The sequence below is a fragment of the Streptomyces sp. Wb2n-11 genome (genome assembly GCF_001049855.1).
GTDB classification, from domain to species: domain Bacteria; phylum Actinomycetota; class Actinomycetes; order Streptomycetales; family Streptomycetaceae; genus Streptomyces; species Streptomyces altiplanensis.
This window is the reverse complement of the sequence record NZ_CVPB01000001.1, coordinates 2,679,372-2,706,140: the sequence shown is the minus strand read 5'-3', so window position 1 is coordinate 2,706,140 and position 26,769 is coordinate 2,679,372. Positions and strand designations below refer to the sequence as shown.

Annotated in this window: 28 protein-coding genes and 2 pseudogenes; 11 read left to right on the top strand and 19 right to left on the bottom strand. The window is 72.5% G+C overall.

What is annotated here, in order from left to right:
- The first annotated feature begins 12 nt into the window (after window positions 1-12).
- Both BN1555_RS12015 and BN1555_RS12010 read left to right on the top strand, forming a co-directional pair.
- Window positions 13-1,167 carry an adenosine deaminase gene (locus tag BN1555_RS12015; protein WP_093799383.1) on the top strand — a complete coding sequence of 385 codons (1,155 nt, stop codon included), beginning with the start codon at window positions 13-15 and terminating at the stop codon, window positions 1,165-1,167.
- Window positions 1,168-1,296: 129 nt separating this feature from the next.
- Entirely contained in the window at window positions 1,297-1,629 is a 333-nt protein-coding gene (locus BN1555_RS12010) for a hypothetical protein (protein WP_093799382.1), read from the top strand.
- Window positions 1,630-1,729: 100 nt separating this feature from the next.
- On the opposite strand, the gene BN1555_RS12005 is transcribed toward BN1555_RS12010, so the two are convergent.
- From BN1555_RS12005 to afsQ1, 5 genes are all read right to left on the bottom strand, one after another.
- Window positions 1,730-1,930: a PspC domain-containing protein gene (locus BN1555_RS12005; protein WP_093799381.1), complete on the bottom strand. Its 201-nt coding sequence runs from the start codon at window positions 1,928-1,930 to the stop codon at window positions 1,730-1,732.
- Window positions 1,931-2,022: 92 nt separating this feature from the next.
- Window positions 2,023-2,571, bottom strand: a complete 549-nt coding sequence (locus tag BN1555_RS12000; protein ID WP_093799380.1) for a VanZ family protein — start codon at window positions 2,569-2,571, stop codon at window positions 2,023-2,025.
- 163 nt (window positions 2,572-2,734) lie between these two features.
- The gene (locus BN1555_RS11995; RefSeq protein ID WP_093799379.1) at window positions 2,735-3,352 is read right to left on the bottom strand and encodes a hypothetical protein; all 618 of its coding nucleotides are present in this window, start codon (window positions 3,350-3,352) and stop codon (window positions 2,735-2,737) included.
- The gene (locus BN1555_RS11990; protein WP_093799378.1) at window positions 3,337-4,872 is read right to left on the bottom strand and encodes a sensor histidine kinase; all 1,536 of its coding nucleotides are present in this window, start codon (window positions 4,870-4,872) and stop codon (window positions 3,337-3,339) included. Before BN1555_RS11990 ends, BN1555_RS11995 begins: the two co-directional genes overlap by 16 nt.
- Window positions 4,869-5,546, bottom strand: a complete 678-nt coding sequence (afsQ1, locus tag BN1555_RS11985; RefSeq protein WP_176710271.1) for a two-component system response regulator AfsQ1 — start codon at window positions 5,544-5,546, stop codon at window positions 4,869-4,871. Before afsQ1 ends, BN1555_RS11990 begins: the two co-directional genes overlap by 4 nt.
- 160 nt (window positions 5,547-5,706) lie before the next feature.
- Here afsQ1 and BN1555_RS11980 point away from each other — a divergent pair, with 160 nt between their 5' ends.
- Both BN1555_RS11980 and BN1555_RS11975 read left to right on the top strand, forming a co-directional pair.
- Complete coding sequence (locus tag BN1555_RS11980; protein ID WP_093799376.1) at window positions 5,707-6,456, top strand: SigE family RNA polymerase sigma factor; 750 nt, start codon at window positions 5,707-5,709, stop codon at window positions 6,454-6,456.
- A gap of 293 nt (window positions 6,457-6,749) precedes the next feature.
- Window positions 6,750-7,703 carry an IS481 family transposase gene (locus BN1555_RS11975; protein WP_093799375.1) on the top strand — a complete coding sequence of 318 codons (954 nt, stop codon included), beginning with the start codon at window positions 6,750-6,752 and terminating at the stop codon, window positions 7,701-7,703.
- Here BN1555_RS11975 and BN1555_RS11970 read toward each other — a convergent pair.
- Window positions 7,700-8,332: a uridine kinase family protein gene (locus BN1555_RS11970; RefSeq protein ID WP_255306006.1), complete on the bottom strand. Its 633-nt coding sequence runs from the start codon at window positions 8,330-8,332 to the stop codon at window positions 7,700-7,702. The two genes, BN1555_RS11975 and BN1555_RS11970, sit on opposite strands and share 4 nt — an antisense overlap.
- 119 nt (window positions 8,333-8,451) lie before the next feature.
- On the opposite strand from BN1555_RS11970, the gene BN1555_RS11965 reads away from it, so the two are divergent.
- Window positions 8,452-8,841: a hypothetical protein gene (locus tag BN1555_RS11965; protein ID WP_093799373.1), complete on the top strand. Its 390-nt coding sequence runs from the start codon at window positions 8,452-8,454 to the stop codon at window positions 8,839-8,841.
- A 108-nt stretch (window positions 8,842-8,949) separates the two neighbouring features.
- On the opposite strand, the gene BN1555_RS11960 is transcribed toward BN1555_RS11965, so the two are convergent.
- The 3 genes from BN1555_RS11960 to deoC are packed head-to-tail and all read right to left on the bottom strand — an operon-like array spanning window position 8,950 to window position 12,249.
- Window positions 8,950-9,858 carry an aldehyde dehydrogenase family protein gene (locus BN1555_RS11960; protein ID WP_093799372.1) on the bottom strand — a complete coding sequence of 303 codons (909 nt, stop codon included), beginning with the start codon at window positions 9,856-9,858 and terminating at the stop codon, window positions 8,950-8,952.
- A complete protein-coding gene (locus tag BN1555_RS11955; RefSeq protein ID WP_093799371.1) occupies window positions 9,851-11,287 on the bottom strand; it encodes an aldehyde dehydrogenase family protein in 1,437 nt (478 codons plus the stop codon). Before BN1555_RS11955 ends, BN1555_RS11960 begins: the two co-directional genes overlap by 8 nt.
- Before the next feature lie 5 nt (window positions 11,288-11,292).
- A complete protein-coding gene (gene deoC / locus BN1555_RS11950) occupies window positions 11,293-12,249 on the bottom strand; it encodes a deoxyribose-phosphate aldolase (RefSeq protein WP_093803353.1) in 957 nt (318 codons plus the stop codon).
- An 89-nt stretch (window positions 12,250-12,338) separates the two neighbouring features.
- Between deoC and BN1555_RS11945 the strand changes: the two genes are divergently transcribed.
- Complete coding sequence (locus BN1555_RS11945; RefSeq protein ID WP_093799370.1) at window positions 12,339-13,019, top strand: PH domain-containing protein; 681 nt, start codon at window positions 12,339-12,341, stop codon at window positions 13,017-13,019.
- A 396-nt stretch (window positions 13,020-13,415) separates the two neighbouring features.
- On the opposite strand, the gene BN1555_RS11940 is transcribed toward BN1555_RS11945, so the two are convergent.
- The 3 genes from BN1555_RS11940 to BN1555_RS11930 all read right to left on the bottom strand — a co-directional run bounded on the left by BN1555_RS11940 (window position 13,416) and on the right by BN1555_RS11930 (window position 16,603).
- Window positions 13,416-15,068: a phospho-sugar mutase gene (locus BN1555_RS11940; protein ID WP_093803351.1), complete on the bottom strand. Its 1,653-nt coding sequence runs from the start codon at window positions 15,066-15,068 to the stop codon at window positions 13,416-13,418.
- A gap of 163 nt (window positions 15,069-15,231) precedes the next feature.
- Window positions 15,232-16,062 carry a purine-nucleoside phosphorylase gene (locus BN1555_RS11935; RefSeq protein WP_093799369.1) on the bottom strand — a complete coding sequence of 277 codons (831 nt, stop codon included), beginning with the start codon at window positions 16,060-16,062 and terminating at the stop codon, window positions 15,232-15,234.
- A 103-nt stretch (window positions 16,063-16,165) separates the two neighbouring features.
- Complete coding sequence (locus BN1555_RS11930) at window positions 16,166-16,603, bottom strand: gamma-glutamylcyclotransferase family protein (RefSeq protein WP_093799368.1); 438 nt, start codon at window positions 16,601-16,603, stop codon at window positions 16,166-16,168.
- A 193-nt stretch (window positions 16,604-16,796) separates the two neighbouring features.
- On the opposite strand from BN1555_RS11930, the gene BN1555_RS11925 reads away from it, so the two are divergent.
- Both BN1555_RS11925 and BN1555_RS11920 read left to right on the top strand, forming a co-directional pair.
- Window positions 16,797-18,236, top strand: coding sequence for an NAD(P)H-quinone dehydrogenase (locus tag BN1555_RS11925; RefSeq protein ID WP_093799367.1), 1,440 nt, complete (start codon window positions 16,797-16,799; stop codon window positions 18,234-18,236).
- 134 nt (window positions 18,237-18,370) lie between these two features.
- A complete protein-coding gene (locus BN1555_RS11920; protein WP_093799366.1) occupies window positions 18,371-19,348 on the top strand; it encodes a DeoR/GlpR family DNA-binding transcription regulator in 978 nt (325 codons plus the stop codon).
- Between the two features lie 25 nt (window positions 19,349-19,373).
- Here the strand turns inward: BN1555_RS11920 and BN1555_RS11915 are convergent, their stop codons facing one another.
- Window positions 19,374-19,988 carry a TetR/AcrR family transcriptional regulator gene (locus tag BN1555_RS11915; protein ID WP_255306403.1) on the bottom strand — a complete coding sequence of 205 codons (615 nt, stop codon included), beginning with the start codon at window positions 19,986-19,988 and terminating at the stop codon, window positions 19,374-19,376.
- 146 nt (window positions 19,989-20,134) lie between these two features.
- Window positions 20,135-21,889: an acetyl/propionyl/methylcrotonyl-CoA carboxylase subunit alpha gene (locus BN1555_RS11910; RefSeq protein ID WP_093799364.1), complete on the bottom strand. Its 1,755-nt coding sequence runs from the start codon at window positions 21,887-21,889 to the stop codon at window positions 20,135-20,137.
- A 363-nt stretch (window positions 21,890-22,252) separates the two neighbouring features.
- Here BN1555_RS11910 and BN1555_RS11905 point away from each other — a divergent pair, with 363 nt between their 5' ends.
- Complete coding sequence (locus BN1555_RS11905) at window positions 22,253-22,720, top strand: hypothetical protein (protein ID WP_093799363.1); 468 nt, start codon at window positions 22,253-22,255, stop codon at window positions 22,718-22,720.
- 46 nt (window positions 22,721-22,766) lie between these two features.
- Here BN1555_RS11905 and BN1555_RS11900 read toward each other — a convergent pair.
- A pseudogene (locus BN1555_RS11900) lies at window positions 22,767-23,153 on the bottom strand (LysE family translocator); the annotation flags it as partial.
- On the opposite strand from BN1555_RS11900, the pseudogene BN1555_RS11895 reads away from it, so the two are divergent.
- A pseudogene (locus BN1555_RS11895) lies at window positions 23,130-23,645 on the top strand (aminotransferase class I/II-fold pyridoxal phosphate-dependent enzyme); the annotation flags it as partial. The pseudogenes BN1555_RS11900 and BN1555_RS11895 overlap by 24 nt on opposite strands.
- On the opposite strand, the gene BN1555_RS11890 reads toward BN1555_RS11895, so the two are convergent.
- From BN1555_RS11890 to BN1555_RS11880, 3 genes are all read right to left on the bottom strand, one after another.
- Window positions 23,626-24,231 carry a Maf family protein gene (locus BN1555_RS11890; RefSeq protein WP_093803349.1) on the bottom strand — a complete coding sequence of 202 codons (606 nt, stop codon included), beginning with the start codon at window positions 24,229-24,231 and terminating at the stop codon, window positions 23,626-23,628. The pseudogene BN1555_RS11895 and the gene BN1555_RS11890 overlap by 20 nt on opposite strands.
- Window positions 24,232-24,295: 64 nt before the next feature.
- Entirely contained in the window at window positions 24,296-24,424 is a 129-nt protein-coding gene (gene mmpB / locus BN1555_RS40285; protein ID WP_093799362.1) for a morphogenic membrane protein MmpB, read from the bottom strand.
- A gap of 71 nt (window positions 24,425-24,495) precedes the next feature.
- Window positions 24,496-25,128, bottom strand: coding sequence for a TetR/AcrR family transcriptional regulator (locus BN1555_RS11880; protein WP_093799361.1), 633 nt, complete (start codon window positions 25,126-25,128; stop codon window positions 24,496-24,498).
- 72 nt (window positions 25,129-25,200) lie between these two features.
- Between BN1555_RS11880 and BN1555_RS11875 the strand changes: the two genes are divergently transcribed.
- Complete coding sequence (locus tag BN1555_RS11875) at window positions 25,201-26,550, top strand: GDSL-type esterase/lipase family protein (RefSeq protein ID WP_093799360.1); 1,350 nt, start codon at window positions 25,201-25,203, stop codon at window positions 26,548-26,550.
- On the opposite strand, the gene BN1555_RS11870 is transcribed toward BN1555_RS11875, so the two are convergent.
- Window positions 26,547-26,753 carry an acyl-CoA carboxylase epsilon subunit gene (locus BN1555_RS11870; protein ID WP_093799359.1) on the bottom strand — a complete coding sequence of 69 codons (207 nt, stop codon included), beginning with the start codon at window positions 26,751-26,753 and terminating at the stop codon, window positions 26,547-26,549. The two genes, BN1555_RS11875 and BN1555_RS11870, sit on opposite strands and share 4 nt — an antisense overlap.
- Window positions 26,754-26,769: the final 16 nt, after the last annotated feature.

The following is a 26,769-nucleotide window of genomic DNA, read 5'->3' as shown; positions in this document are numbered from 1 at the left end:
TAGAGTGCCCAGATGACGAGCGAGACCCTCAACGCCCCCACAGCGAGCCAGATCCGCCGCGCCCCGAAGGTGCTGCTCCACGACCACCTCGACGGCGGCCTGCGCCCCGGCACGATCATCGATCTCGCCCGCGAGGCGGGTTACGAAGCCCTTCCCGAGACCGACGCCGACAAGCTCGGCATCTGGTTCCGCGAGGCCGCCGACTCCGGTTCGCTGGAGCGCTACCTGGAGACCTTCGCGCACACCTGCGCCGTCATGCAGACGCGTGACGCGCTCTTCCGCGTCGCCGCCGAGTGCGCCGAGGACCTCGCCGAGGACGGCGTCGTCTACGCCGAGGTCCGGTACGCCCCCGAGCAGCACCTCGAAAAGGGCCTGACCCTCGAAGAGGTCGTCGAGGCCGTCACCGACGGCTTCCGCGAGGGCGAGCGCCGCGCGAAGGCGAACGGCCACCGGATCCGCGTCGGCGCCCTGCTGACCGCCATGCGGCACGCGGCCCGCGCCCTGGAGATCGCCGAACTCGCCAACCGCTACCGCGGCAACGGCGTCGTCGGCTTCGACATCGCGGGCGCCGAGGCGGGCTTCCCCCCCACCCGGCACCTGGACGCCTTCGAGTACCTCAAGCGCGAGAACAACCACTTCACGATCCACGCCGGTGAGGCCTTCGGTCTCCCCTCCATCTGGCAGGCGCTCCAGTGGTGCGGCGCCGACCGGCTCGGTCACGGCGTACGCATCATCGACGACATCGAGGTCGCGGCCGACGGCAGCGTCACGCTGGGCCGCCTCGCCGCGTACGTGCGCGACAAGCGCATCCCGCTGGAGATGTGCCCGACGTCCAACCTCCAGACGGGCGCGGCCGACTCCTACGCCGCACACCCCATCGGGCTGCTGCGCAAGCTGCACTTCAGGGCCACGGTGAACACCGACAACCGGCTGATGAGCGGCACCAGCATGAGCCGCGAGTTCGAGCACCTGGTCGACGCCTTCGGATACACGCTCGACGACATGCAGTGGTTCACAGTCAATGCGATGAAATCAGCATTCATTCCTTTCGATGAACGCCTCGCCATGATCAATGACGTGATCAAGCCCGGATACGCCGAGCTGAAATCCGAATGGCTGTTCCGGCAGACCGCCGCGACCAGCGGATCTTCCTCCGTCCGAAGCTGAGCGCACCGCTTCGGAGGCGGCCGGGAACGACGGTTTCCGGCCGCCTCGCCGTGTTTGCGGCGGAGTCGGGGCGTGGCTAGCTTGCAGAGCCGCTCACCCACCCCACCCCGTCGCAAGGACGTCTTCCCCATGAAGCAGTTTGCCGCCAAGACTCTCGGCGTCGCCGCCCTCGGTGCCGCCTTCGCCGCTGCCGCCGTCGGCAGCGCCTCCGCGGCCGAGCAGGCCGCCCCGGCCGTTCCCGACGCGGCCACCGCGCTGTCCACGGTGACCTCGGTACTGCCCGTGCAGGAGGCCGGCAACAAGCTCCCCGCCGGAGCCCCCGAGGCTCTGGCCGCCGGCCAGAACGCGCTCGCCGGTGCCGTCACCGGAGCGCCCGTGTCCAAGCCCCTGGTGGACAGCGACACCAACCCGGTCCAGAGCCTGCTGGGCGGCCTGCCGGCCGGCACGCTGCCCTCCGTCTGATCCCGGGCACCCGCACAGCGCACGCGCAAGGGGCGCGCACCGGATCCGTATCCGGTGCGCGCCCCTTGCGCGTACCCGCGTGCGCGGAAGCCGCGGCGGACTACCAGGCGGTCTTCGCGGTCCCCTCGGAGGGCAGGAACACCCACAGCGCCAGGTACAGCAGGAACTGCGGTCCGGGCAGCAGGCACGAGAGCACGAAGATCACTCGCATCGTGGTCGCGGAAGTGCCGAAGCGCCGTGCCAGCGCAGCGCACACTCCACCGATCACTCGGCCGTTACGGGGGCGGACAAGGGCTGTCATGGCGGGCTCCTCGCGAGCTGGTCCGGGGGTCACTTCCGGTGTGCCTCCCGGTACCTCCATACTGCTGGCGCAGACCGGCCCGAAGCATCGCCCTACGGGGCGATCCCGACCCTGGGAATCGTCGGGGTGGGCCCCTGGGGGGCCTCCTCCCGCAGGACGGCCCCGCCCGGCACCCGCTCCTGCTTGCGGCGCAGCCGGGCCCGCCCCACCGGTACGACCGTCAGGTGCGCCAGCGCGACCCCGGCCGTGTTCAGCAGGACCGAGTCCACATCGACGACCTGGCCCGGCACCCCGGTCTGGAGCAGCTCGATCGCCAGCGAGAACAGTCCCCCCGCCAGGGCCGTACGGGCCAGCGAGGCCACCGGCGAGACGGAGAGCCGGCCCCCCGCCATCGGCAGCAGTACGCCCAGCGGAGCCAGCAGCAGAAGCCCCTCGCAGATGCGCCGCGCCGCCGGGGCGGGGCCGAGCGCCAGATACGCCTCGATGCCGGCCAGCGGGTGGAAGTTCGGTGAGGTCACCCACGGGACGTCCAGGGGGCGCAGCGACAGCCACCCGACGAGCAGCAGGTGCGCGAGGAGGAGGAGTCCTCCCGCCGCGCGGAAGCGGATGATGACGGCGCTGCCGTCCGAGCCATGACGCACGCCTTCCAAGACGCGGTCACCGGCACGATCGGTTCCGCCCCGGGCGGCGGTGTGACGAGCCGGACCCGCACATCACCCGGACGGGCCCGTGCGGACCGGCGGGGGCGGCCCGCGCGGACCGGCGGGGACGGGGCGGGTCGGTGCGGCCGGCAGCCGGGACGGATCAGCGCGAAGGGAGGATCTCGCCGGGGACGGGCACCGACTCGGGACGGGACTTCAGCGCCGCCGTGCACCGGTAGGCGCGCACCGGGTCGTCGGAGGGGCCGCCGAGCACCACGGACCGGTCGGACCCGGACGCCGCGCTGTCCGCGTACGTGCAGACGATCTGCGCCAGCGCGTGCGCGGGCAGGTCCTCGGGCTGGCTGCTGAGCCGCAGCGCGCCCCGGGGGTCGCCCTTGCGCGCCCCGGAAACGGCCAGTGTCTCCCGTACGTCCGTGGTGAACCCCGCCTGCTTCTCCTCGTCCGAAGGCTCCTCCTGGAGCTCGTCGAGGAGCGTCTGCGCGACCCGCGTCCGGCCGGACACCGGTTTCTCCCCGGGGGTACGCACCGCCCGGTCCACCGGGACCAGCTGCGCGCCGCAGATCAGGTACACCTGGAGCGGAATGCCGGGGGCCGCCGGGGAGGAGGAGTCCTCCGCCGACAGCTCGCACGGCATCCGGGACGGTGCGGCGCCCGCCTCGACCGGCACCGAAGTGGTCCTGATCCCGCACCCGGCGAGCACGGCGCAGAGCGCGGCGAGGCCCACGAGACGGGACGGCCCGCGCTTCACTGTTCTTCGCACTCCTCGCCCTCCCTCACACCGGCGTTCTCCTCGCCGTCCGCGGACCGCGACACGTCGAGCGGCAGCCGCAGCACGAAGACCGCGCCGCCGTCGGCCGAATTCGCCGCGGCGATGTCCCCGCCGTGGATGTGCGCGTTCTCCATGGCGATGGAGAGGCCGAGCCCGCTGCCCTCGGAGCGCGGCCGTGACGCGCTCGCCTTGTAGAAGCGGTCGAAGACGTGCGGCAGTACGTCCTCGGGGATGCCGGGACCGTGGTCCCGCACCTCGATGACCAGTTCGTGGCCGACGGTCCGCACCGACACCCGCACCGGGGAGCCGCCGTGCTTGAGGGCGTTGCCGATCAGGTTCGCCAGGATGACGTCCAGGCGGCGCGGGTCGAGGCGCGCCATGATGCCGCGCTCGGCGTCGAGGTCCACCGCGTCCAGCCACGCGCGGGCGTCGATGCAGGCGGTCACCTGGTCCGCGACATCGACGTCGTCGAGGACGAGACGGGCCGTACCCGCGTCGAAGCGGGTCACCTCCATCAGGTTCTCGACGAGGTCGTTCAGGCGCCGCGTCTCGCTCACCACCAGGTGCACGGCGGGCGCGATCATCGGGTCGAGGTTGTCCGCCTCGTCCTCCAGGACCTCGGCCACCGCGGTGATCGCGGTCAGCGGGGTGCGCAGTTCGTGCGACATGTCGGCGACGAAGCGCCGGCTCGACTCCTCCCGCGCGCTCATGTCCGCGACCTTCTTCTCCAGCGACTCCGCGGTCTTGTTGAACGTCCTTGACAGGTCGGCCAGTTCGTCCGTGCCCGACACCCTCAGCCGGGTGTCGAGCTTCCCCTCGCCGAGCCGCCGCGCCGCGTCCCCGAGCCGCTGCACGGGCTTGAGCACGGTCGTCGCGGCCGCCTGGGCGAGCAGCGCGGAGCCCAGCAGCGCGAGCGCGGTGGCGATCGCGAGGGACCAGGCCAGCGAGTTGAGGTCGTCGCGCTCCTGCTCCAGGGAGGTGACCATGTAGCCGGTGGGCCCGCCGCCGATCACCTTCGTGCCCGCCACCAGGAGCGGCTTCCCCCTCGGGCTGACGCGCACCCAGTAGAGGTGGTGCGGGAACTCGTTGGCGTCCGTGACCTTCTGCCGCCGGTTCACCGCGTCCTGAAGCTCCCGCGGTACGTCGTCGAGCGTCAGGGTGTCGATGTCGGAGGTCCCGGCGATCGGCTTGCCCGCCGCCCGCTGGTCCACCAGGAGCACGCTGTAGCCGGGGCTGCCGCCGGCCGCCATCTGCGCGGCGGCGGCCTGGAGTTCGGCCTGCGTCGGGTGCATCGGCAGCGTGGCCGCGCGGCTCTGCATCTCCTGCCGGAAGTCCTTGAGCGCCGCGTCCTGGGTACGGGTCAGCACCGCCTCGCGGTTGAGCCAGTACGCGATGCCCGACGCGGAGACGGCGGCCGTCAGCGCCACCAGGGCGAAGACGACGACGAGCCGCAGCCGCAGACTGGTCAGACGCAGCCCCGCCAGCAGCGTCCTGCGGGAAGCAGCGCTCACGAAGGCGAGTCCAGCCGGTAACCGACGCCCCGGACCGTGCGGATGAGCGTCGGCGACGACGGTACGTCCTCGACCTTGGCCCGCAGCCGCTGCACGCACGCGTCGACCAGCCGCGAGTCGCCGAGGTAGTCGTGCTCCCACACCAGACGCAGCAACTGCTGGCGCGACAGGGCCTGCCCGGGGCGGCGGCTCAGCTCCAGCAGCAGCCGCAGCTCGGTCGGCGTGAGCTGGAGGTCCTCGCCGTTCTTGGTGACCGTCATGGCGGACCGGTCGATGACGACGCTGCCGAAGACGGCGGCGTCGTTGGCCTCCCGCTCGCCCCGCCGCAGCACCGCGCGGATACGGGCGTCGAGGACCCGTCCCTGCACCGGCTTGACGACGTAGTCGTCGGCGCCCGACTCCAGGCCGACCACCACGTCGATGTCGTCGCTGCGCGCGGTCAGCAGGATGATGGGCAGCTGGTCCGTGCGCCTGATGCGCCGGCACACCTCGAATCCGTCGATGCCGGGCAGCATCACGTCCAGCACGATCAGATCCGGCCGCTGCTCGCGCAGCAGCCTCAGGCCGTCCTCTCCCGTCGCCGCGGTGGCCACTCGGTGGCCCTGGCGTGACAGGGAGAGTTCGAGGGCCGTGCGGATGGCGTCGTCGTCCTCGATCAGCAACAGGAAAGGCACAGAGGTCATTCTGGCCCATGGGGGAGGAGGAGTTCGACAGTTGGGACGCTCCCGCCCCCTGTGACAGGGCTGTGACAGTCGGCGGACACCGTGATGAAACTGCCCGGGCAAGCTCATTGGCACACGGACAGCGACGGATTCCACCGACGGGGGGCGCGATATGAACGCACTGCACAGCACCAACTCCAGCGCAGTTGTCACGCGTCTCCACGACGTCACGAGGAACACCGGGAAGTCCGATGCCGTCGGGCGGGGGTGCGCTCGCGGCACCGGGCGTCAGCGCGCGCAGGCCATGCATGTGGCCGCGGTGCCCGACGTGTCCGCGGAGAACGACGGGGGGCACGGGGGAGCGGCGTACCGGGAGGTCGCAGGGGGAGGGGCTCCGAGGTCGGAGGCGGAATTCACCGCCTACGTCCGGGAGCGCCGGGCCTCCCTGTACGCCACCGCCTACCACCTGACCGGCGACCGGTTCGAGGCCGAGGACCTGCTGCAGAGCGCCCTCTTCTCGACGTACCGCGCCTGGGACAGGATCAGCGACAAGGCGGCGGTCGGCGGCTACCTGCGCCGCACGATGACGAACCTGCACATCAGCGCCTGGCGCAGGCGCAAGCTCAACGAATACCCGACCGAGGAACTGCCGGAGACGGCGAACGACACGGACGCGATGCGCGGCACCGAGCTGCGCGCCGTGCTCTGGCAGGCGCTCGCCCGGCTGCCCGAACTCCAGCGCACGATGCTGGTCCTGCGGTACTACGAGGGCCGCACCGACCCGGAGATCGCGGACATCCTCGACATCAGTGTCGGCACGGTCAAGAGCAGCATCTGGCGTTCACTGCGCCGGCTGCGCGAGGACGAGGCCCTCAGCTTCGGCCGTGACGAGGAAGAGTCCTTCGGCGAGCTGGTGGCCTGAAGGCACGAGGGGGGGCACGGGGGGCACGGGGGCCGCGGTTTCGGGGGAGACCGCGGAAGCTCACGGGGGAGACACAGCGGGGTCGGGCGGGCCGGGGGGTCCTGTCCGGCCCCGCTGTACGTCGTTGCGGCGGTCGCGGGCGGGGCGCGGCCGAAGCCCGAAGAGCGGTGGCGCTAGCTGTTCTGTCCACGGAGGTTGGTGACAGCGATCACTGAAGAGTGAACTTGAACGAGTGAGGGCCTTCCGGGTTCGGTGTGGATTGCGACATCTGCACCGAACGACGAAAGGCCCTCATGCCCCACCGTAATGCACCCCTGACCGAGACCGGACGACTGCGCCTGGCCCGCTGCGTGGTCGAGGACGGCTGGCCCCTGCGCCGGGCCGCCGAGCGCTTCCAGGTCTCACCGACCACCGCTCAGCGCTGGGCCGACCGCTACCGGACGTTCGGCGAAGCAGGCATGAGTGACCGCTCCAGTCGCCCGCGCACCAGCCCGCGCAGGACCCCGACCCGCACCGAGCGGCGCATCATCAAGGTCCGTGTCCTGCGCCGCTGGGGGCCGGCCCGCATCGCACACTTGCTGCGGCTGGTGCCCTCGACCGTGCACCGTGTGCTGACCCGCTACGGCCTGGCCCGCCTCACGCACCTGGACCGGGCCACCGGCCGCGTCATACGCCGCTACGAACGCGAGAAGCCCGGCGAACTGGTCCACGTCGACATCAAGAAGCTCGGCAACATCCCCGACGGCGGCGGACACAAGGTCCTGGGCCGCCAAGCAGGCCGCAAGACCCGCAAGAACGCCGGCTACAGCTACCTGCACACCGCCGTCGACGACCACTCCCGCCTCGCCTACAGCGAGATCCTCACCGACGAGAAGAAAGAGACCGCCACCGGCTTCTGGACCCGTGCCCAGGCGTTCTTCACACAGGCCGGGATCACCGTCGAGCGGGTGCTGACCGACAACGGCTCCTGCTACCGCTCACGCGACTGGCGCGATGCTCTCGCGGCAGCCGGGATCGCCCACAAGCGAACCCGGCCCTACCGGCCGCAGACCAACGGCAAGGTCGAACGCTTCAACCGCACCCTGCTCGACGAGTGGGCCTACGCAAAGCCCTACCGCTCAGAACAGGAACGACGCGACGCCTTCCCCGCCTGGCTGCACACCTACAATCACCACCGCGGACACACCGCGCTCAAAGGCCAACCACCCACCAGCCGCGTCCCCAACCTCACAGGGCAATACAGCTAGCGCACCGCGGGCGTCCGGCGGCAGCGGCCCGCGGCCGCCGCGGCCAGCCGGCCCAGCGCCTCCTCCGTGCCGCAGGGATGTGCCCCGAGCGCCGTCTGGCGCCCCACGATCGTCCGCTCGGCCCGCATCAGCCGCCAGCCCCTGCGCAGCAGGAACGGCACCGACTTGCGGCCCTCCCGCAGGTCCCGGAGCAGCCGCCGCCTGAAGGTCGTCGTGGGACGCCCGCGCAGGCAGAGCGCGTCCGCCAGTACGCCCAGTTCCTGGCAGCGCGCCACGATGTCCGCGGCGAAGATCCCCTCGGCCACGAACAGGGGCGTGCGCTCGATGTCGAGCGCTTCCCTGTCCACCCGCGCGCTGGTGGCGATGTCGTAGACGGGGACGGTCGTACGCCCCGTACGGCACAGCTCCTCGATCGCCGCGACGGCGGCGTCCGCGTCCCAGGACAGCGGGGAGTCCCAGTCGATGTCCGTACCCCCCACGACCTGCGGGAGCGTGGGGTCGTCGCCCTCTTTGTAGAAGTCGTCGAGGCGCAGCACGGGCAGGCCCGAGCGGGCGGCGAGCGACGACTTTCCGGAACCGGAGGGGCCCGTAAGCAGAACGACGCGCGTGGGTATGGAGGATGAGCTCACAGGGGACAAGTGTGCGGCATGCACCCTGGCGGGGGATCCCGCCGGACACTTCTTGGTATCAGCATCACATCTCGACTACGGTGCGTGCTCTCGTGATCACTCACTCGGGCGGGAATTCCATGGCACGTCACACCTCTTCCGGCTCCCGGCGGTGCGCGCTCCTGCGCGTCGGCCTCGCGGTCACGGCCGCCGGCGCGGCCCTCGCCGCGGGCGGCGGCGCGGCGCAGGCGGCCGGGGCGCCGCCGGAGGGCTCCGGCGCGGCGGCCACGGGCCGGGCCCTGGCCGAAGGACTCGGGCACGCGGCCGCCGGCGGGGCCGCCCCGGTCAAGACCCTCCCGCTGAACCCGATGGCCGGGACGGGGGTGGACCCGCTGGACAACTCGGTGGGCACCCGGGTCGCCGACTTCGAGCCGGTCGGCACCGCGGCGGTCACCGCCCCGCTCACGCGGGGCGACGCGCTCCAGGACCTGCCCGCGGCGGGGCCGGCGACGGACCTGCTCCCGGGCTGACCCGCCCACATGGGCATGCGGGCACACGGGCGCCCGGACGCGCGGGCGCACGGATGGGCCCCGTACCGGATCGAGCGGTACGGGGCCCATCCGCATGGGGCGCGAGGGTCAGTAGGAGGAGCCGGACGCGCCCAGGGAGCCCGTCGGGTGCCACACCGTCTTGGTCTCGAGGAAGGCCGTCAGGCGGTGCGTGCCGGGGTCGGCCGACCAGTCCACAGGCTGTGGACGCAGAACCCGCTTGAGGTTGTCCGCGGCGGCGATCTCCAGATCGCGCGCCAGGTCCGCGTCCGCGCCCGTGAGGTCGATCGCGTTGACGTCCTGGTGCGAGGCGAGCGGCGCCGCGATCTCCCGCGTACGCCCGGTCAGGATGTTGACCACACCGCCCGGCAGGTCGGACGTGGCCAGGACCTCACCGAGGGAGAGCGCGGGCAGCGGGGTCTTCTCCGCGGCGACGACGACGGCCGTGCTGCCCGTCGCGATCACCGGGGCGATCACCGAGACGAGGCCCAGGAAGGACGACTCCTGGGGGGCGACGACGGCGACGACGCCCGTGGGCTCGGGAGTGGAGAGGTTGAAGAACGGGCCCGCGACCGGGTTCGCGCCGCCCACGACCTGGGCGATCTTGTCGGTCCAGCCCGCGTACCAGACCCAGCGGTCGATCGCCGCGTCGACGACGACGGCGGCCTTCGCCTTCGACAGGCCCTCGGCGTCCGCGACTTCACGCACGAACTGGTCCTTGCGGCCCTCCAGCATCTCGGCGATGCGGTAGAGGACCTGACCCCGGTTGTACGCCGTCGCGCCCGACCAGCCGCCGAACGCCTTGCGCGCCGCGACGACCGCGTCGCGCGCGTCCTTGCGGGAGGCGAGGGGGGCGTTCGCCAGCCAGTCGCCCTTGCCCGCCGCACCGGCGGCTGATGTCGCTGTGGTCACCTCGTACACCCGGCCGCTCTCGCTCCGGGGGAACTTGCCCCCGACGTACAGCTTGTAGGTCTTGAAGACAGGGAGTCGATCAGACATCGAGGTACGCCTCCAGGCCGTGGCGGCCGCCTTCGCGGCCGGAGCCCGACTCCTTGTAGCCGCCGAAGGGCGAGGTCGGGTCGAACTTGTTGAACGTGTTGGCCCAGACGACACCCGCGCGGAGCTTGCCGGCGACCGCGAGGATCCGCGACCCCTTCTCCGTCCAGATGCCTGCCGACAGGCCGTACTGGGTGTTGTTGGCCTTGGCGACGGCCTCGTCGGGCGTACGGAACGACAGCACCGACAGCACCGGGCCGAAGATCTCGTCGCGCGCGACGGTGTGCGCCTGCGTGACGCCCGTGAAGAGCGTCGGCGCGAACCAGTAGCCGGAGGAGGGGAGGTCGCACGGCGCGGACCAGCGCTCGGCGCCCTCCGCCTCGCCGGTCTCGGCGAGCGCGGTGATACGGGCCAGCTGCTCGGCGGAGTTGATGGCGCCGATGTCGGTGTTCTTGTCCAGCGGGTCGCCCAGGCGCAGCGTGGAGAGCCTGCGCTTGAGGGCGTCGAGCAGCTCGTCCTGGACCGACTCCTGGACCAGCAGGCGCGAGCCCGCGCAGCAGACCTGGCCCTGGTTGAAGAAGATGCCGGTGACGACGCCCTCGACGGCCTGGTCGATCGGGGCGTCGTCGAAGACGATGTTCGCGCCCTTGCCGCCGAGTTCGAGGGTGACCTTCTTGTCCGTACCCGCGACCTGGCGGGCGATCGCCTTGCCGACGGCCGTGGAACCGGTGAAGGCGACCTTGTCGACGTCCGGGTGCCCGACGAGCGCGGCGCCGGCCTCCCCGTAACCGGGAAGGATGTTGACGACGCCCTTGGGGAGCCCGGCCTGGCGGCAGATGTCCGCGAAGAAGAGCGCGGAGAGCGGGGTCGTCTCGGCCGGCTTGAGGACGACCGTGTTGCCCGTGGCGAGCGCCGGGGCGATTTTCCACGCGAGCATGAGGAGGGGGAAGTTCCAGGGGATGACCTGGCCCGCGACGCCGAGCGGGCGCGGGTTTGCGCCGTACCCGGCGTGGTCGAGCTTGTCGGCCCAGCCCGCGTAGTAGAAGAAGTGCGCGGCGACCAGGGGGAGGTCCGCGTCGCGGGTCTCCTTGATCGGCTTGCCGTTGTCGAGGGTCTCCAGGACGGCCAGCTCGCGCGAGCGCTCCTGGATGATCCGCGCGATGCGGAAGAGGTACTTGGCGCGCTCGGAGCCGGGCAGCGCGGACCACTTCTCGAAAGCCCTGCGGGCCGCCTTGACGGCGCGGTCGACGTCCTCGGCGCCCGCCCGGGCGACCTCGGAGAGGACCTCCTCGGTGGACGGCGAGATCGTCTTGAAGACCTTGCCGTCGGCCGCGTCGGTGAACTCGCCGTCGATGAACAGGCCGTAGGACGGCGCGATGTCGACGACCGAGCGGGACTCGGGAGCGGGTGCGTACTCGAATACAGATGCCATGGTGATCAGTCCACCGTCACGTAGTCGGGACCGGAGTAACGGCCGGTGCTCAGCTTCTGCCGCTGCATCAGCAGGTCGTTCAGCAGCGAGGACGCGCCGAAGCGGAACCATTCGTTGCTGAGCCAGTCCTGGCCGACGGTCTCGTTGACCAGCACCAGGAACTTGATCGCGTCCTTGGTGGAGCGGATGCCGCCGGCCGGCTTCACACCGATCCGGATCCCGGTCTGCGCCTTGAAGTCGCGTACGGCCTCGAGCATCAGCAGGGTGTTGGGCGGGGTGGCGTTCACGCCCACCTTGCCGGTGGAGGTCTTGATGAAGTCCGCGCCCGCCAGCATCCCGAGCCAGGACGCGCGGCGGATGTTGTCGTACGTCGAGAGCTCGCCGGTCTCGAAGATGACCTTGAGGCGGGCCTTGTCGCCGCACTCGGCCTTCACGGCCACGATCTCCTCGTAGACCTTCAGGTAGTGACCGGAGAGGAAGGCCCCCCGGTCGATCACCATGTCGATCTCGTCCGCCCCGGCGGCGACCGCGTCGCGCACGTCCGCGAGCTTGACGGGGAGCGCGGCGCGGCCCGCGGGGAAGGCCGTGGCGACCGAGGCGACCTTGATGCCGGTGCCGGCCAGGGCGTCCTTGGCGGTGGCCGCCATGTCCGGGTAGACGCAGATCGCGGCGACGCGCGGCGTGGTGCGGTCGGTCGGATCGGGATTGGCTCCCTTGGCGCAGAGCGCCCGGACCTTGCCCGGGGTGTCCGCGCCTTCGAGCGTGGTGAGGTCGATCATCGAGATGGCCAGGTCGATGGCGTACGCCTTCGAGGTGGTCTTGACCGAACGGGTGCCGAGGGACGCGGCGCGCGCTTCCAGGCCGACGGGGTCCACGCCGGGGAGCCCGTGCAGGAAGCGGCGCAGCGCGGCGTCGGACGTGGTCACGTCGGCGAACGCGGATGCGGGTGCAGTGGTGGGCATGGTCACCACTGCAGCATATCTACGCGCGTAGCGACCTGTACACCCCCGGCCCCGGCCGAGCCTGTGTGACGTGAGGCAGAATCGGCCGCATGACAAGCAGCCCCAGCGGTCCTAGCGGTCCCGGAGGCCCCGGCAACCCCGGCGGACCCGGCCGGTCCGACGAGCCGCCGTACGCCGACCGCGTCTTCCGGTCGCCCTCCGCCCTCGCCGGCGGTGTCCTGATCCTCCTGCTGGCCGCCTGGATCGGTGGCGACGCGCTGGTGCGCGGGGAGGGCCGTACGCCGTGGGCCGCCGTGGCGGGGCTGCTGTTCGCCGTGCCGCTGGTGGTGGCGTTCACGCTGCGGCCCGCCGTGTACGCCAACGACGACCGGCTCCGGATCCGCAATCCCTTCCGTACGGTCACGCTGCCCTGGGGGGCGGTCGAGGGTGTTCGGGCCGGCTACTCCAGCGAGGTCCTCGCGGGCGGCCGGAAGTACCAGCTGTGGGCCGTGCCCGTCTCGCTGCGCCAGCGCAAGCGGGTCGCCCGGCAGCAGGCCCGGCGGGCGACCGACGACCCGTACGGCAGGACCTCCGCGACCGCCGACGTCACCGACGCGCGGACGCGCAGGGCGCCCGCCGACCAGACCGTCGACGACCTGCGCGAGCAGGCGGAGCGGTGCGGAGCGCGGCCGACCGCGCAGGGCGAGCCGGCCGTCCGCTGGGCGTACGGGATCATCGTGCCGTGCGCGGCGGGCGCGATCGCGTTGGCGGTGCTCTTCGCCACCGGGTGAGGCGTGCGGGCGGGTGCGCTCGGGGGCGGGGGCTTCGGGGTAGGTGCCGTGCCGGGGCGTCTCCTCGGGTGCCGAACGTTCGGGTACGGGGTTCTGCTTCGGGGTGGTGGTGTTCGGCGCCCCGCGGGGCGCGCCCCGTCACGTCCCCTCCCGGCACCGTGGTCCGTCCGACGGGGTGGGGTGACTCGGGGCGGGTCCGGCTGCGTGCACGTCCCGGACCGCACGGGCGCGAGCGCCGCCATGAGTGCCCCGGGGAGCCGTCCGACGGCCCCGACCAGCAGCGGGTGGTGCGGGGGGAGCGCGGGGCGCAGGAGTTCGTGAGCCGGTCTCGTGTCACGTCGTACGGGCGGCCGGCCCCGGGCAGGGGGCCGGCCGCCCGTACGACGGATGCCTCGCTCAGATGCCGGCGGCCGCCGCGAGGTCGCGCTTGACCGCGGCGAGGATGCCCTCGGCCCGTTCCCTGGCCGCCGCCAGCTCGCTCGCGCCGGCCACCGGGACCACGGCCTCCAGGTAGCACTTGAGCTTGGGCTCGGTGCCGCTCGGCCGCACGATCACGCGGGCCTTCACCTCACCGTCGAGGTAGTAGCGCAGGCCGTCGGTCGGCGGCAGCTTGTCGGTGCCGTGCGTCAGGTCCTCGGCGGTGGTGACGGCCAGGCCGGCGAGCGCGACGGGCGGCCGGGCGCGCAGCCGGGCCATCGCGTCGGCGATCACGGTGAGGTCCTGGACGCGGACCGACAGCTGGTCGGTGGCGTGCAGGCCGTGCTCGACGGCGAGGTCGTCGAGCAGGTCGAGGAGCGTGCGGTGCTGCTCCTTGAGCACGGAGGCGAGCTCGGCGACGGCGAGCGCCGCCGTGATGCCGTCCTTGTCGCGTACGCCCTCGGGGTCGACGCAGTAGCCGAGGGCCTCCTCGTAGCCGTAGCGCAGGCCCTCGACGCGGGCGATCCACTTGAAGCCGGTCAGGGTCTCCTCGTACGCCAGACCCGCGGCGTCGGCGATCCGGCCGAGCAGCGACGACGACACGATCGACTCGGCGAACGTGCCGCGGGCGCCCTTGTGCACCAGGTGCGCGGCGAGCAGCGCGCCGACCTCGTCGCCGCGCAGCATCCGCCACTCGTCGGTGCCGGGCACGGGCACGGCGACGGCGCAGCGGTCCGCGTCCGGGTCGTTCGCGATGACCAGGTCGGGCTGGGCGCGGCGGGCGGTGGCGAAGGCCAGGTCCATCGCCCCCGGCTCCTCCGGGTTGGGGAAGGCGACCGTCGGGAAGTCCGGATCCGGCTCGGCCTGCTCGGCCACGAGCACGGGCTCGGGGAAGCCGGCCCGGGCGAAGGCGGCCAGGAGGACGTCCTTGCCGACGCCGTGCATGGCCGTGTAGACGGCGCGGGCGGTGCGCGGGGACCCGGCGGTGAGGACCTCGTCCGTACGGGCGAGATAGGCCTCCAGGACCTCCTCGTCGAGCGTGAACCAGCCGTCCTCGGGGCGCGGTACGTCCGCGAGGGAGCGCACGGCCGCGATCTCGGCCGCGATCTCGGCGTCGGCGGGCGGCACGATCTGCGAGCCGTCGCCGAGGTAGACCTTGTAGCCGTTGTCGCGGGGCGGGTTGTGGCTCGCGGTGACCTCGACGCCGGCGACGGCGCCCAGGTGCCTTATGGCGAAGGCCAGGACGGGGGTGGGCAGCGGGCGGGGCAGCAGGGCGGCGCGCAGCCCCGCGCCGGTCATCACGGCGGCGGTGTCGCGGGCGAAGTCGGCGCTCTTGTGCCGGGCGTCGTAGCCGATGACGACGAGGCCGCCGGTCTGCCCCTTCGCCTTCAGGTACGCGGCGAGGCCGGCGGCGGCCCTGATGACGACGGCGCGGTTCATCCGCATGGGGCCCGCGCCGAGCTCTCCGCGCAGTCCCGCCGTGCCGAACTGCAGCGTGCCGGCGAACCGGGCGGCCAGCTCGCCCAGGTCCTCGGCGTCGATGAGCTTGCCGAGCTCCTCGCGGGTCTCGCTGTCCGGGTCCTCGGCCAGCCAGGCCTGCGCCCGCGCGATCAGCTCCTGCTCCTGCTGCACGATGTGGTCCACCTCTCGTGTGTGTGCGTTCCGATTCGCCTGCGGCGTGCTTGTTCCCCGCCCCGGATCCCGTCACTCGGACGCCGGAGGGGCCGGAAGCCGCCCAGTGGGCACCGTCCGGCCCCTCCGGCGTCCGAGGACGGGCCCGGTGGGCGCCCCGGGGTCAGATCCGCTCGAGGACCTGGGCCAGGAGCGCGCCCATCCGGGTGGCCGAGTCGCGGCCGGCCTGGAGGACTTCCTCGTGGTTGAGCGGTTCGCCCGTCAGACCCGCGGCCAGGTTCGTGACCAGCGAGATGCCGAGCACCTCCGCGCCGGCCTCACGCGCGGCGATGGCCTCCAGGACCGTGGACATGCCGACCAGGTCGCCGCCCATCACGCGGACCATGTTGATCTCGGCGGGGGTCTCGTAGTGCGGGCCGGGGAACTGGACGTACACGCCCTCCTCCAGGGTGGCGTCCACCTCCTTGCACAGCGCGCGCAGGCGCGGCGAGTACAGGTCCGTCAGGTCCACGAAGTTCGCCCCGATGATCGGCGAGGTGGCCGTCAGGTTGATGTGGTCGCTGATCAGGACCGGCTGGCCGGGGCGCATGCCCGGGCGCAGGCCGCCGCAGCCGTTCGTCAGGACGACGGTCCCGCAGCCGGCGGCGACGGCGGTGCGGACGCCGTGCGCGACGGCGGCGACACCGCGGCCCTCGTAGTAGTGCGTACGGCCGAGGAAGACCAGGGCGCGCTTGTCACCGATCTTGTACGAACGGACCGTGCCCGCGTGTCCGGCGACGGCCGGCGGCGGGAAGCCGGGCAGCTCGGTGACCGGGAACTCGTGCTCGGGCGCGCCCAGCGCCTCGGCGGCGGGCACCCAGCCCGACCCCATCACGAGGGCGACGTCGTGGGTCTCGGCGCCGGTCAGCTCGCGCAGGCGGGTGGCGGCGGCGTCGGCCGCCGCGTGGGGGTCGGCGGTTCCGTCGGCGGGGGCAGGGATAACAGATGCGTTCACGCCGACGAGGGTAACCGGTGAATCCCTACGCGCGTAGATGTTGCTGCCGACGGTGTTTCGATCGTTGCTTTGGCAGATCGGACAAACGCCCCGGCGTCCCGCGTCAGCAGGGGCGTTTGCGCAGCTCCATGACGTAGTCGTGCGGTGCGCCCGCCGACTCCGCCGCGTCGGCGATCTCGCCCAGGTAGCGCGCCGAGGGCAGCCCGCCCTCGTACCCGTTCAGGACGTACAGCCAGGTCGGCTCCTCGCCGTCCAGGGTGTGCACCCGCACCCGCATCCGGCGGTAGATGTCGAGTCCGACACCCTCCCAGCGGTCCATGGAGTCCTCGTCCATGGGAGCGATGTCGTAGAGCGCGACGAAGACCTGGGAACGCGGGGCCTCCACGATGGTGGCGAGCGCGCCCTCCCAGCCCATCGCCTCCCCGCCGAAGGTCAGCCGCCAGCCGTTGAGCCAGCCGGTCCCGCGCAGCGGTGAGTGCGGTGCGCGGCGCGTCATCAGCCGCGCGTCGAGGTTGCCGGCGTACGCGGCGTAGAGCGACATGTGGTCGAGGGTACGGGAGGGGGTGGCGCGGCGGGGCTCTTGGAGCGCCGCGCCCGGATGGAGGGCCCCGGGGCGAAGCACTTTGAAGCGTGCGGGACAATGGAGTACGTACTGCATTCCCCCCGGGCGATCCCCGGATCCCCGGCCGAGCGGGCAGGCGGGCCGGGATTGACAATGCGAGGCGGACTTTTTCGTGACCCGGATCGTGATCATCGGTGGCGGACCCGGCGGATACGAGGCGGCCCTGGTGGGCGCCCAGCTCGGCGCGGAGGTGACCGTCGTCGACCGTGACGGCCTGGGCGGGGCGTCGGTGCTCACCGACTGCGTACCGTCCAAGACCCTGATCGCCACGGCCGAGGTGATGACGACCTTCGACTCTTCGTACGAGGAGTTGGGCATCATCGTCGCCGACGACACGCCGCACGTCGAGCAGGCGGCCCGCGTGGTCGGCGTGGACCTGGGCAAGGTCAACCGCCGCGTGAAGCGCCTCGCGCTCGCGCAGTCCCACGACATCACCGCGTCCGTCACCCGTGCGGGCGCACGCGTGCTGCGCGGCCGCGGCCGCCTGGAGGGCCAGCAGGACGCCGACGGCTCGCGCACCGTCGTCGTCACCGACGCGGACGGCGAGGTGGAGCGCATCACCGCCGACGCCGTGCTGATCGCGACCGGCGGGCACCCGCGCGAGATCCCCGACGCGCTCCCGGACGGCGAGCGGATCCTGAACTGGACGCAGGTGTACGACCTGGACGAGCTCCCCGAGGAGCTCATCGTGGTCGGCTCCGGTGTCACGGGCGCCGAGTTCGCCGGCGCGTACCAGGCACTCGGCTCGCGCGTCACCCTCGTCTCCTCCCGCGACCGCGTGCTGCCCGGCGAGGACCCGGACGCCGCCGCCGTCCTGGAGGACGTCTTCCGGCGCCGCGGCATGAACGTCATGGCACGTTCGCGGGCCGAGTCCGCCAAGCGGGTCGGCGACCGGGTGGAGGTGACCCTCTCCGACGGGCGCGTCATCACCGGCTCCCACTGCCTGATGGCCGTCGGCGCCATCCCGAACTCCGCGGACATGGGTTTGGAGGAGGCCGGGGTCCGGCTGAAGGACTCGGGCCACATCTGGACCGACAAGGTCTCGCGCACCACCGCGCCCGGCGTGTACGCGGCGGGCGACGTCACCGGGGTGTTCGCGCTGGCGTCGGTCGCGGCCATGCAGGGCCGGATCGCGATGTACCACTTCCTCGGCGACGCGGTGACCCCGCTGAACCTCAAGACCGTCTCGGCGAACGTCTTCACCGACCCCGAGATCGCGACGGTCGGCTACACGCAGGCGGACGTGGACGCGGGCCGGATCGACGCGCGCGCCGTGAAGCTGCCGCTGCTGCGCAACCCGCGCGCCAAGATGCAGGGCATCCGCGACGGCTTCGTCAAGATCTTCTGCCGTCCCGGTACGGGCATCGTGGTCGGCGGCTGCGTCGTCGCCCCGCGCGCCAGCGAGCTGATCCACCCGATCTCGCTCGCCGTCGACAACAACCTGACCGTGGAACAGGTCGCGAAGGCCTTCACGGTCTACCCGTCCCTGTCGGGTTCCATCGCCGAGGTGGCACGGCAGCTGCACACCCGCAAGACGTCCGCCGAGGCGTAGCCGGCGCAGCCGCGCGCGGCGCACGCGACCGGCGTGCGCCGCGTATACCACTCCGGCCCTCTGCTTACGTACAACTTCTGCTATTCGGCGCAAACTGCTGAGAACTGTCGGCCGGTCAGGTTACTGTCAGTTTCGTGTTCGCTGCAGAACGTCGCCAATTGATCCTCGAAATGGTGCGAGCCAACGGGGCTGTATCGCTCCGTGAGCTCGCCCGCGTCGTCCAGACCTCCGAAGTGACCGTACGGCGGGACGTGCGGGCACTGGAGGCGGAAGGACTCCTCGACCGCCGGCACGGCGGTGCGGTACTGCCGGGCGGTTTCACGCGGGAGTCCGGCTTTCCGCAGAAATCCCATCTCGCGACCGCGGAGAAGACGGCCATCGCCGACCTCGCCGCGGGACTCGTCGAAGAGGGTGAAGCCGTCGTCGTCGGCGCCGGGACGACCACGCAGGAGCTGGCCAGACGGCTCGCCCGGGTTCCCGGGCTGACCGTCGTCACCAACTCCCTGCTGGTGGCCCAGGCGTTGGCGCACGCCAACCGGGTCGAAGTCGTCATGACCGGCGGCACGCTGCGCGGTTCGAACTACGCGCTGGTCGGCAGCGGGGCCGAGCAGTCCCTCCAGGGGCTGCGGGTCTCCCGCGCCTTCCTCTCCGGCAGCGGACTGACCGCCGAGCGCGGTCTGTCCACCTCCAACATGCTCTCCGCGAGCGTCGACCGGGCGCTGGTGCAGGCCGCCGCCGAGGTGGTGGTCCTCGCGGACCACACCAAGCTCGGGACCGACACCATGTTCCAGACGGTGCCGACCGACGTGATCACCCGCCTGGTCACCGACGAGCCGCCGTCCCACGACGACCGTGCGGCCACCGAACTGCAGGCCCTGGCCGACCAGGGAGTGCAGATCACCGTCGCGGGGCCGGGAGGAGCGGCGGGTGCCGGGGGGGACGGTGTCCCGCCGGGGCGCCAGCCCCGCCGGGACATGCCCCTGCCCGGCCAGCGGCGTACGCACCCGGGCGCCCCGGGGGGCGGTGCGCAACTGCGCCCCGCCGGATCCCTGGCGGATCAGCAGGCGGGGCCGGCCGAACGGGCGCGCGTCGCCGATCTGCGCCGCCGCTGAGGCGGGCGCGCCGTACCGGCGGCCGCTACCTCTCCGCCCGCAGACCTGTCAGCGTCAGCGTCAGCAGCCGGTCGGCCAGCTCCGGATCGTCCGGGGCCTGCTCGGCTGCCAGCGCGATGGCGTTGGTCAGCTGCATCAGGTCCCCGATCGACACGTCGGGCCTGACGGAGCCGCTCTCCTGAGCCCGTACGAGCAACCGCTCGCCCGCCGCGTTCATCGGCGTGCTGCACCGCGCCAGGGCCGAACTCTCGTCCCGCGAGGCCGACATGAGCTCGCGGGCGAGTCCCCGGTACTCACCCGCATGGGTGATGATCTCGCGCAGCCACGTGACGAGCGCCGAGCAGGGCGCCTCGCTGTCGGCGAGACCCCGCGCGTGCGCGAGGAGTTCGTCCACGGCGCCCTGGAAGACCGCGCTCATCAGTGCGTGCCGGGTGGGGAAGTGCCGGTAGAGCGTCCCGATGCCCACACCGGCGCGGCGCGCGACGTCCTCCAGCGAGGCGTCGGTGCCGTGCTCGGCGAAGGCGGTACGCGCCTCGGCCAGCACGCGCTCGTAGTTGCGGCGGGCGTCGGCGCGCATGGGCCGTACGGCCGTCGGCGAGGACGTCGGCGTCCCGGGCCTGTGTGGACTGCTCGTCGGCATCTCGTCGCCCTTCTCCTGCTCGGGTCTCCAGAATGCCATCGCGGGCCGGACGCACCGGGTGTGCGCAGGGCCCCGCCGGTTTCGGCGGGGCCCTGGGGTGCTGGTGCGGCCGGTGGTTGTCCGGTGGTCCGCGGCCGTGGCCGGGGTCAGTCCTTGATCTCGCAGATGACGGCGCCGGAGGTCAGGGAGGCGCCGATCTCGACGGCCAGGCCCTTGACGGTGCCCGAGCGGTGGGCGTTCAGGGGCTGTTCCATCTTCATGGCCTCCAGGACGACGACGAGGTCCCCCTCGCTGACCTGCTGGCCCTCCTCGACCGCGATCTTGACGATGGTGCCCTGCATCGGGGAGGCCAGGGTGTCGCCGGAGGCGGCCGGGCCGGACTTCTTCGCCGCCCGGCGCTTGGGCTTGGCGCCGGCCGCCAGGCCGGTGCGGGCCAGGGACATGCCCAGGCTGGAGGGCAGCGAGACCTCCAGGCGCTTGCCGCCGACCTCGACCACGATGGTCTCGCGCCCGGACTCGTCCTCCTCGCCGTCCGCGCCGGGCACGGTGTAGGGCGCAACGGTGTTGACGAACTCGGTCTCGATCCACCGGGTGTGCACGGTGAACGGGTCCGAGGTGAACGCCGGGTCGGTGACCACCGCGCGGTGGAAGGGGATCGCGGTGGCCATCCCCTCGACGGTGAACTCCGCCAGCGCCCGGGCGGCGCGCTGCAGCGCCTGCTCGCGGGTGGCGCCGGTGACGATCAGCTTGGCCAGCAGCGAGTCCCAGGCCGGGCCGATCACCGAGCCGGACTCCACGCCGGCGTCCAGGCGCACGCCGGGGCCGGTGGGCGGGGTGAAGGCGGTCACCGTGCCCGGGGCGGGCAGGAAACCGCGGCCCGGGTCCTCGCCGTTGATCCGGAACTCGATGGAGTGCCCGCGCACCGCCGGGTCGTCGTAGCCCAGCTCCTCGCCGTCGGCGATGCGGAACATCTCCCGCACCAGGTCGATGCCGGTGACCTCCTCGGAGACCGGGTGCTCGACCTGCAGACGGGTGTTGACCTCCAGGAAGGAGATGGTGCCGTCCGCGGCGACCAGGAACTCCACGGTGCCCGCGCCCACGTAGCCGGCCTCCCGCAGGATCGCCTTGGAGGCGGCGTACAGCTCGGCGTTCTGCTCCTGGGTCAGGAACGGCGCCGGGGCCTCCTCCACCAGCTTCTGGTGGCGGCGCTGCAGCGAGCAGTCCCGGGTGGAGACCACCACCACGTTGCCGTGCGCGTCCGCCAGGCACTGGGTCTCCACGTGCCGGGGCCGGTCGAGGTAGCGCTCGACGAAGCACTCGCCGCGCCCGAACGCCGCGACCGCCTCGCGGACCGCGGAGTCGTAGAGCTCGGGGACCTCCTCCAGGGTGCGGGCCACCTTCAGACCGCGCCCGCCGCCGCCGAACGCCGCCTTGATCGCGATCGGCAGCCCGTGCTCGCGCGCGAAGGCCACCACCTCCTCGGCGCCGGAGACCGGGTCCGCGGTGCCCGCCACCAGCGGCGCCCCGGCACGCTGCGCGATGTGCCGGGCGGCGACCTTGTCGCCCAGGTCCCGGATCGCCTGCGGCGGCGGACCGATCCAGGTCAGCCCCGCATCGATCACCGCCTGGGCGAACTCCGCGTTCTCCGACAAGAACCCGTACCCCGGATGGACCGCGTCCGCCCCCGAGTCCTTCGCCGCCGCCAGCACCTTGGCCATGTCCAGATAACTGGCGGCCGGGGTGTCACCGCCCAGAGCGAACGCCTCGTCCGCCGCACGGACATGCACCGCGTCCCGGTCCGGATCGGCGTAGACGGCCACGCTCGCGATCCCGGCATCCCGGCAGGCCCGAGCAACGCGGACAGCGATTTCGCCACGGTTGGCGATGAGCACCTTGCGCACGATGGCTCCCTCCTTGAAACAAGCTGAGTTTAGGGACTGCCGACACGGCCCTACGACCCGTCCCCAATGGTGAGCTTGCCCACACGGAGCGTGATGCGAGGCTCGCGCGATTCGCGAATTCCCTTGTCGCACCACGGTACGACGGGTTCCTTCACCGCACAGTAGTTGTCCGGTGTGGCACAGGTCTCTGTCCGAGCGGTCAACCACGTGGCGGCTTTCTTTGTGGAGTTCCTACGAATGGCCGAATGATTCTTTGCCCGGGGGCCGACGGTGCCGGACCCCTTGTACGGAGGTTTACCCGTTAGTAGCGTTTGGGCCGTCGCGCACGTACTAGGGGTAACAGCCGGAAGAGGGTGGGGCGCCATGGCGCGCAGGCCGATAGCTGCCGTGTCCGCGGCCGTGCTGTTCGTCGAAGCCGTCGGGACCGTGTGCGTCCACTGGATCCTCGGCAGGGTCGTCGACAGCCAGTCGATGTCCCTGGACGGTCTGGACTCCGGCGTCATGGCCACCTCGACATGGGTGATGGGCGGAGTCTTCGGCCTCTACCTGGTCGCGTGCGGAGTCTTCCTGCTGCGCGCCGCGCTGGCGGACCGGGCGCCGGGCCGCCTCGGCCGGACCCTGCTCATCGCGTGCGCGGTGGTGCACGGGGTGCTCGGGGCGCTGGCGGTCGGGCTGGTCGGGTGGACCGCGTTCGCGGCGATGATGGCCGTGCTCGGCCTGGTCGTGCTGTCGCTCGTCGCGTACGGCGAGCGGGAGGGGCGGGGCGATACCACGGTTGCCGCGGACGCGCCGCCCGCCGGGCCGGAGAGCGGAACTCCGGCACCGGCCTGACGGATCGTCCGCGGCGCGGCGCGGCGCGGGGATCGCGCGCGGGGTTTCAGAGGAACGCGAGCCGGGCGCCGAGGGTGGCGAACGCGCCTGCGAAGACCCTGCGCAGCCAGGTCAGGATCCGGGGGCGCGAGAGGACGTGGTGGCGCATCGCGGCGGCGAACCTTCCGTAGGCGGCGAAGACGAGGAAGGTGAGCAGCATGAACACGGCACTCAACTCGGCCATGCGCACCAGCGCGTTCGGCTCGCCCGCGCTCACGAACTGGGGCAGGAACGCGAAGAAGAAGATCGTGAGTTTCGGATTGAGGATGTTGATGAGAACGCCGGACGCGATCACCTTCGCCGCCGGGCGGGGGCCGGCCCCCTTCTCCGCCGTGAGGGCGTTCTCGTCCCTCAGCGTGCTCCACGCCATGTAGAGGAGCAGGTCTGCTACGCCGGGAGCGTGTCCAAGCTGCTCGCGCCCGCGCTGCGGGTGGGGTGGATGCCGGCGCCGCCGAAGTACCGGGACGCGCTGGTGGACGCGAAGCGGTTCGCCGACCTCGGCAACCCGGTACTGCCGCAACTGGTGCTGGCGCGGCTGATGGAATCGGGTGAGATGGAACGGCAGTTGCGCCTTCTGCGCAGGAGGCACCGGACCCGCAGGGACGCGATGATCGCGGCGATCGGGGAGCACCTGCCGGGGGCGGTGGTGCACGGTGCGGCGGCGGGCCTGCACCTCGTGGTCACCTTCGCCGATCCGGAATCCGCCGGTGCCGACACCGACCTCGCGGCCGCGGCGCTCGCACGTGGCGTCAAGGTGCAGCCGCTGTCGTGGCACCGGCAGTGCCCGGGCCGCCCCGGTCTCGTCCTGGGTTACGCCGCGACGCCGCCGGGCGGGATCGCGGAGGGGATCGCGGTACTGGGCGACGTCATGCCCAGAGGGCGGTGATCGGCGTCCCCAGGTCGGCGAGGAGCCGGCGCAGCAGCGGCAGCGACAGGCCGATGACGTTGCCGGGGTCGCCGTCGATGCCGTCGACGAACGGGGCCGAGCGGCCGTCGAGGGTGAAGGCGCCGGCGACGTGGAGGGGCTCGCCGGTCGCGACGTACGCGGCGATCTCGGCGTCGGACGGCTCGCCGAAGCGGACCGTGGTGGACGCGGTGGCGGAGGTGCGGCGGCCGGTGGCGGTGTCGATCACGCAGTGCCCGGTCCGCAGGACGCCGGAGCGGCCGCGCATGGACTTCCAGCGGGCGGTGGCGTCCTCGGCGTCGGCGGGCTTGCCGAGTGCCCGGCCGTCCAGTTCCAGTACGGAGTCGCAGCCGATGACGAGGGCGCCGGCGGCCTCGGGGCGGGCGGCGACGGACGCGGCCTTCGCCTCCGCCAGCACGAGGGCCAGCTCGCCGGGCGTGGGCGCGGTGATCGCGTCCTCGTCGACGCCGCTGACGATCACCTCGGGGGCGAGCCCCGCCTGGCGGAGCAGCCCGAGGCGGGCGGGGGAGGCGGAGGCGAGGACGAGGCGACGGCGCGGGTCAGTCATGCGGTTCATCGTAGGACGCCGGCGCGGGCGCTCGTTCCCGCGGGGCAGGCCCCGGCCGGCCGGGTCAGTGGACACCCAGTACGAACATCGCCACCACCATCGCCAGGGCGAGCAGCACGCCCGCGCGCCGGAGCATCGCCTGCATCTCACGCAGCTCTTTCGGAGGCTCGTTCTCCGGGTCGGACCACAGCATGCCTTCGATCCTGCGGCCGGCACGGCTTCGGCGCCTGAGTACCCGTACTCAGGCGGGCCGGTACCGATGGACTAATTCCGGGTGAACGTTCCGGCTCTCGCCGCGGCCAGCGCCGCCCCCGCCGCCCGCGCCGCGTCCGCCTCGCCGAGCGGTTCCCGGCTCACCGCGAAGCGGTAGTAGAGCGGGGCGGACACCGCCCGGACCACCTCGCCCGCGTCCGTGCCGGCCGGGACCTCCCCCCGCTCCGCCGCCCGCTCCACGCACGGCGCCCACGCGCGGATGCGTGTCGCGTAGAAGCCGTTCAGCGCGTGCGCGCACTCCTCGTCGCACGCCGCCGCCGCGATGACCGCCCGGAAGACGGGGCCCATGCGCGGATCGGTAAGGGTCCGGTGCACGAGACGGGCGTTGGCCAGGAGGTCGCCCTCCAGCGAGCCGGTGTCGGCGGCGGGCACCGACTGCTCGGCCATGTCGCGCAGCAGGTCGGCGACGAGACCCGCCGCCGAGCCCCAGCGGCGGTAGACCGTGGTCTTGCCGACGCCCGCGCTCGCCGCGACGCGGTCCATGTTCAGGCCGTGGAAGCCCCCCTCCACCAGCGCTTCCTGCGTCGCTCCGAGCACGGCGGCGCGGACCTTGGCGGTCCGTCCGCCGGGGCGCACGGACCCCGGTGTGAGCGCGGCGGGCTCCAAACGGGAATTCTGTTCCATTAGATGCTCCGAGTCTGGTACGGTCCTCGCATCTTAACGGAACTTGCTTCCCATTAGTGAAAGGGCTGTGTCATGCCCGCCAACCCGGTACGCCGTACAGCCGTCCCCGTCGCCGCCTCCGTCCTCGCTCTCGGCCTCCTCGGCGCCGCGCCGCCGTCGTCCCCCGCGCCGCCGTCGTCCCCCGCACAGTCCGCCGGCCGCTGGACCGCCGCCTGGGGCGCGTCCCCGCAGCTCCCCAGCACCGGCTTCACCCCCAACTGGTCCCAGGAGGGCTTCTCCCGCCAGACCGTCCGCCAGGTCGTCCGCGTCACCGCCGCCGGCGAGCAGGCCCGTATCCGCCTCTCCAACGCCTACGGGACCTCGCCGCTCACGATCACCGGCGCCACCGTCGCCCGTACGGCGAAGGGCGCCGCCGTCCAGCCCGGCAGCGTCCGCCACCTCACCTTCTCCGGAAAGCGGGCCGTGGAGATACCGGCCCGCGGCGAGCTGCGCAGCGACGCCGTCCGGCTGCCCCTGGAGCGGCTGGAGTCCGTCACCGTCACCCTCTACCTCGCGGGCACCACCGGACCCGCCACCTTCCACTCCCAGGCCTGGACCGACACCTACCGCGCGGAAGGCGACCACCGGACGGACGCCTCCGGCGCCGCCTTCACCGACTCCACCCAGTCCTGGTACTACCTCTCCGGTGTCGAGGTCCGCGAAGCCCGGCCCCGCGAGAAGGACGGCATCGTCCTCTTCGGCGACTCCATCACCGACGGCTTCGGCTCGACCCCCCACACCGACCGCCGCTACTCCGACGCCCTCGCCGAGCGCACCGGCCGCCCGGTCGTCAACCAGGGCATCGGCGGCAACCTCGTCCTCAACGACTCCGCCTGGTACGGCGAACGCGCCACCGCCCGCTTCGGCCGCGACGCCCTCGACCAGCCCGGCGTCTCCACCGTCGTCATCCTCGAAGGGCTCAACGACATCGGCTTCAGCGAGGCGAAGGACCAGCCCACCTACAAGCCGTCCCCCGTCGTCTCCTCCGCCGAACTCGTCGCCGGGTACCGGAAGCTGATCCGCGCCGCCCGCGCCGAGGGCCTGCGGGTCGTCGGCTCGACGCTGCTCCCGCTCAAGGGTTCCGACCACTGGGGGCCGCACGCGGCGAAGGTCAGCGACGAGGTGAACCACTGGATCCGCACGTCGGGAGAGTTCGACGCGTACGCCGACTTCGACAAGGCGCTCGCCGATCCGGCCGACCCCGACCGCCTCGCCCCGGCGTACGACCACGGCGACGCGCTGCACCCCAACGACGCGGGCTACCGGCTGATGGCGAAGACCGTCGCCGAGGTCCTCCAGAGGCCCGCCGGCGGACACGCCGAAGGCCGGACCCGCCACGTGCGCGCGGATCCGGCCTTCACACCTTCACGTCACTGCGTCTAGCCGGGCCAGTACGTCCGGCCCCACGCCGTCGGCCCCGGCTGCGGCAGCCGCCGCCGCGCCACCCTGGCCGGGTCCGACCAGGCGGCCGGCGGCTGCGCCGCGCCGGACGGCGGGCCGGCCGCCGCCGCGGCGCGTGCCTGGACCACCGCCAGGGCGGCGGCCAGCTCCTCCGGGGTCGGGTTGCCCCGTACGACCTTGATCATCGTCAACGGCCCTTTC

What these genes read in the sequence shown, in the direction of transcription:
- BN1555_RS11915 (WP_255306403.1), bottom strand. Translation starts at nt 19,988, where the DNA reads ATGCCGACGAGCAGTCCACACAGGCCCGGGACGCCGACGTCCTCGCCG.
- BN1555_RS11870 (WP_093799359.1), bottom strand. Translation starts at nt 26,753, where the DNA reads ATGATCAAGGTCGTACGGGGCAACCCGACCCCGGAGGAGCTGGCCGCC.
- BN1555_RS11880 (WP_093799361.1), bottom strand. Translation starts at nt 25,128, where the DNA reads ATGGAACAGAATTCCCGTTTGGAGCCCGCCGCGCTCACACCGGGGTCC.
- BN1555_RS11960 (WP_093799372.1), bottom strand. Translation starts at nt 9,858, where the DNA reads ATGTCTGATCGACTCCCTGTCTTCAAGACCTACAAGCTGTACGTCGGG.
- BN1555_RS12005 (WP_093799381.1), bottom strand. Translation starts at nt 1,930, where the DNA reads ATGACAGCCCTTGTCCGCCCCCGTAACGGCCGAGTGATCGGTGGAGTG.
- BN1555_RS11875 (WP_093799360.1), top strand. Translation starts at nt 25,201, where the DNA reads ATGCCCGCCAACCCGGTACGCCGTACAGCCGTCCCCGTCGCCGCCTCC.
- BN1555_RS11975 (WP_093799375.1), top strand. Translation starts at nt 6,750, where the DNA reads ATGCCCCACCGTAATGCACCCCTGACCGAGACCGGACGACTGCGCCTG.
- BN1555_RS12015 (WP_093799383.1), top strand. Translation starts at nt 13, where the DNA reads ATGACGAGCGAGACCCTCAACGCCCCCACAGCGAGCCAGATCCGCCGC.
- deoC (WP_093803353.1), bottom strand. Translation starts at nt 12,249, where the DNA reads ATGCCCACCACTGCACCCGCATCCGCGTTCGCCGACGTGACCACGTCC.
- BN1555_RS11890 (WP_093803349.1), bottom strand. Translation starts at nt 24,231, where the DNA reads ATGACTGACCCGCGCCGTCGCCTCGTCCTCGCCTCCGCCTCCCCCGCC.
- BN1555_RS11930 (WP_093799368.1), bottom strand. Translation starts at nt 16,603, where the DNA reads ATGTCGCTCTACGCCGCGTACGCCGGCAACCTCGACGCGCGGCTGATG.
- BN1555_RS11955 (WP_093799371.1), bottom strand. Translation starts at nt 11,287, where the DNA reads ATGGCATCTGTATTCGAGTACGCACCCGCTCCCGAGTCCCGCTCGGTC.
- BN1555_RS11965 (WP_093799373.1), top strand. Translation starts at nt 8,452, where the DNA reads ATGGCACGTCACACCTCTTCCGGCTCCCGGCGGTGCGCGCTCCTGCGC.
- BN1555_RS11905 (WP_093799363.1), top strand. Translation starts at nt 22,253, where the DNA reads ATGGCGCGCAGGCCGATAGCTGCCGTGTCCGCGGCCGTGCTGTTCGTC.
- BN1555_RS12010 (WP_093799382.1), top strand. Translation starts at nt 1,297, where the DNA reads ATGAAGCAGTTTGCCGCCAAGACTCTCGGCGTCGCCGCCCTCGGTGCC.
- mmpB (WP_093799362.1), bottom strand. Translation starts at nt 24,424, where the DNA reads ATGCTGTGGTCCGACCCGGAGAACGAGCCTCCGAAAGAGCTGCGTGAG.
- BN1555_RS11945 (WP_093799370.1), top strand. Translation starts at nt 12,339, where the DNA reads ATGACAAGCAGCCCCAGCGGTCCTAGCGGTCCCGGAGGCCCCGGCAAC.
- BN1555_RS11980 (WP_093799376.1), top strand. Translation starts at nt 5,707, where the DNA reads ATGAACGCACTGCACAGCACCAACTCCAGCGCAGTTGTCACGCGTCTC.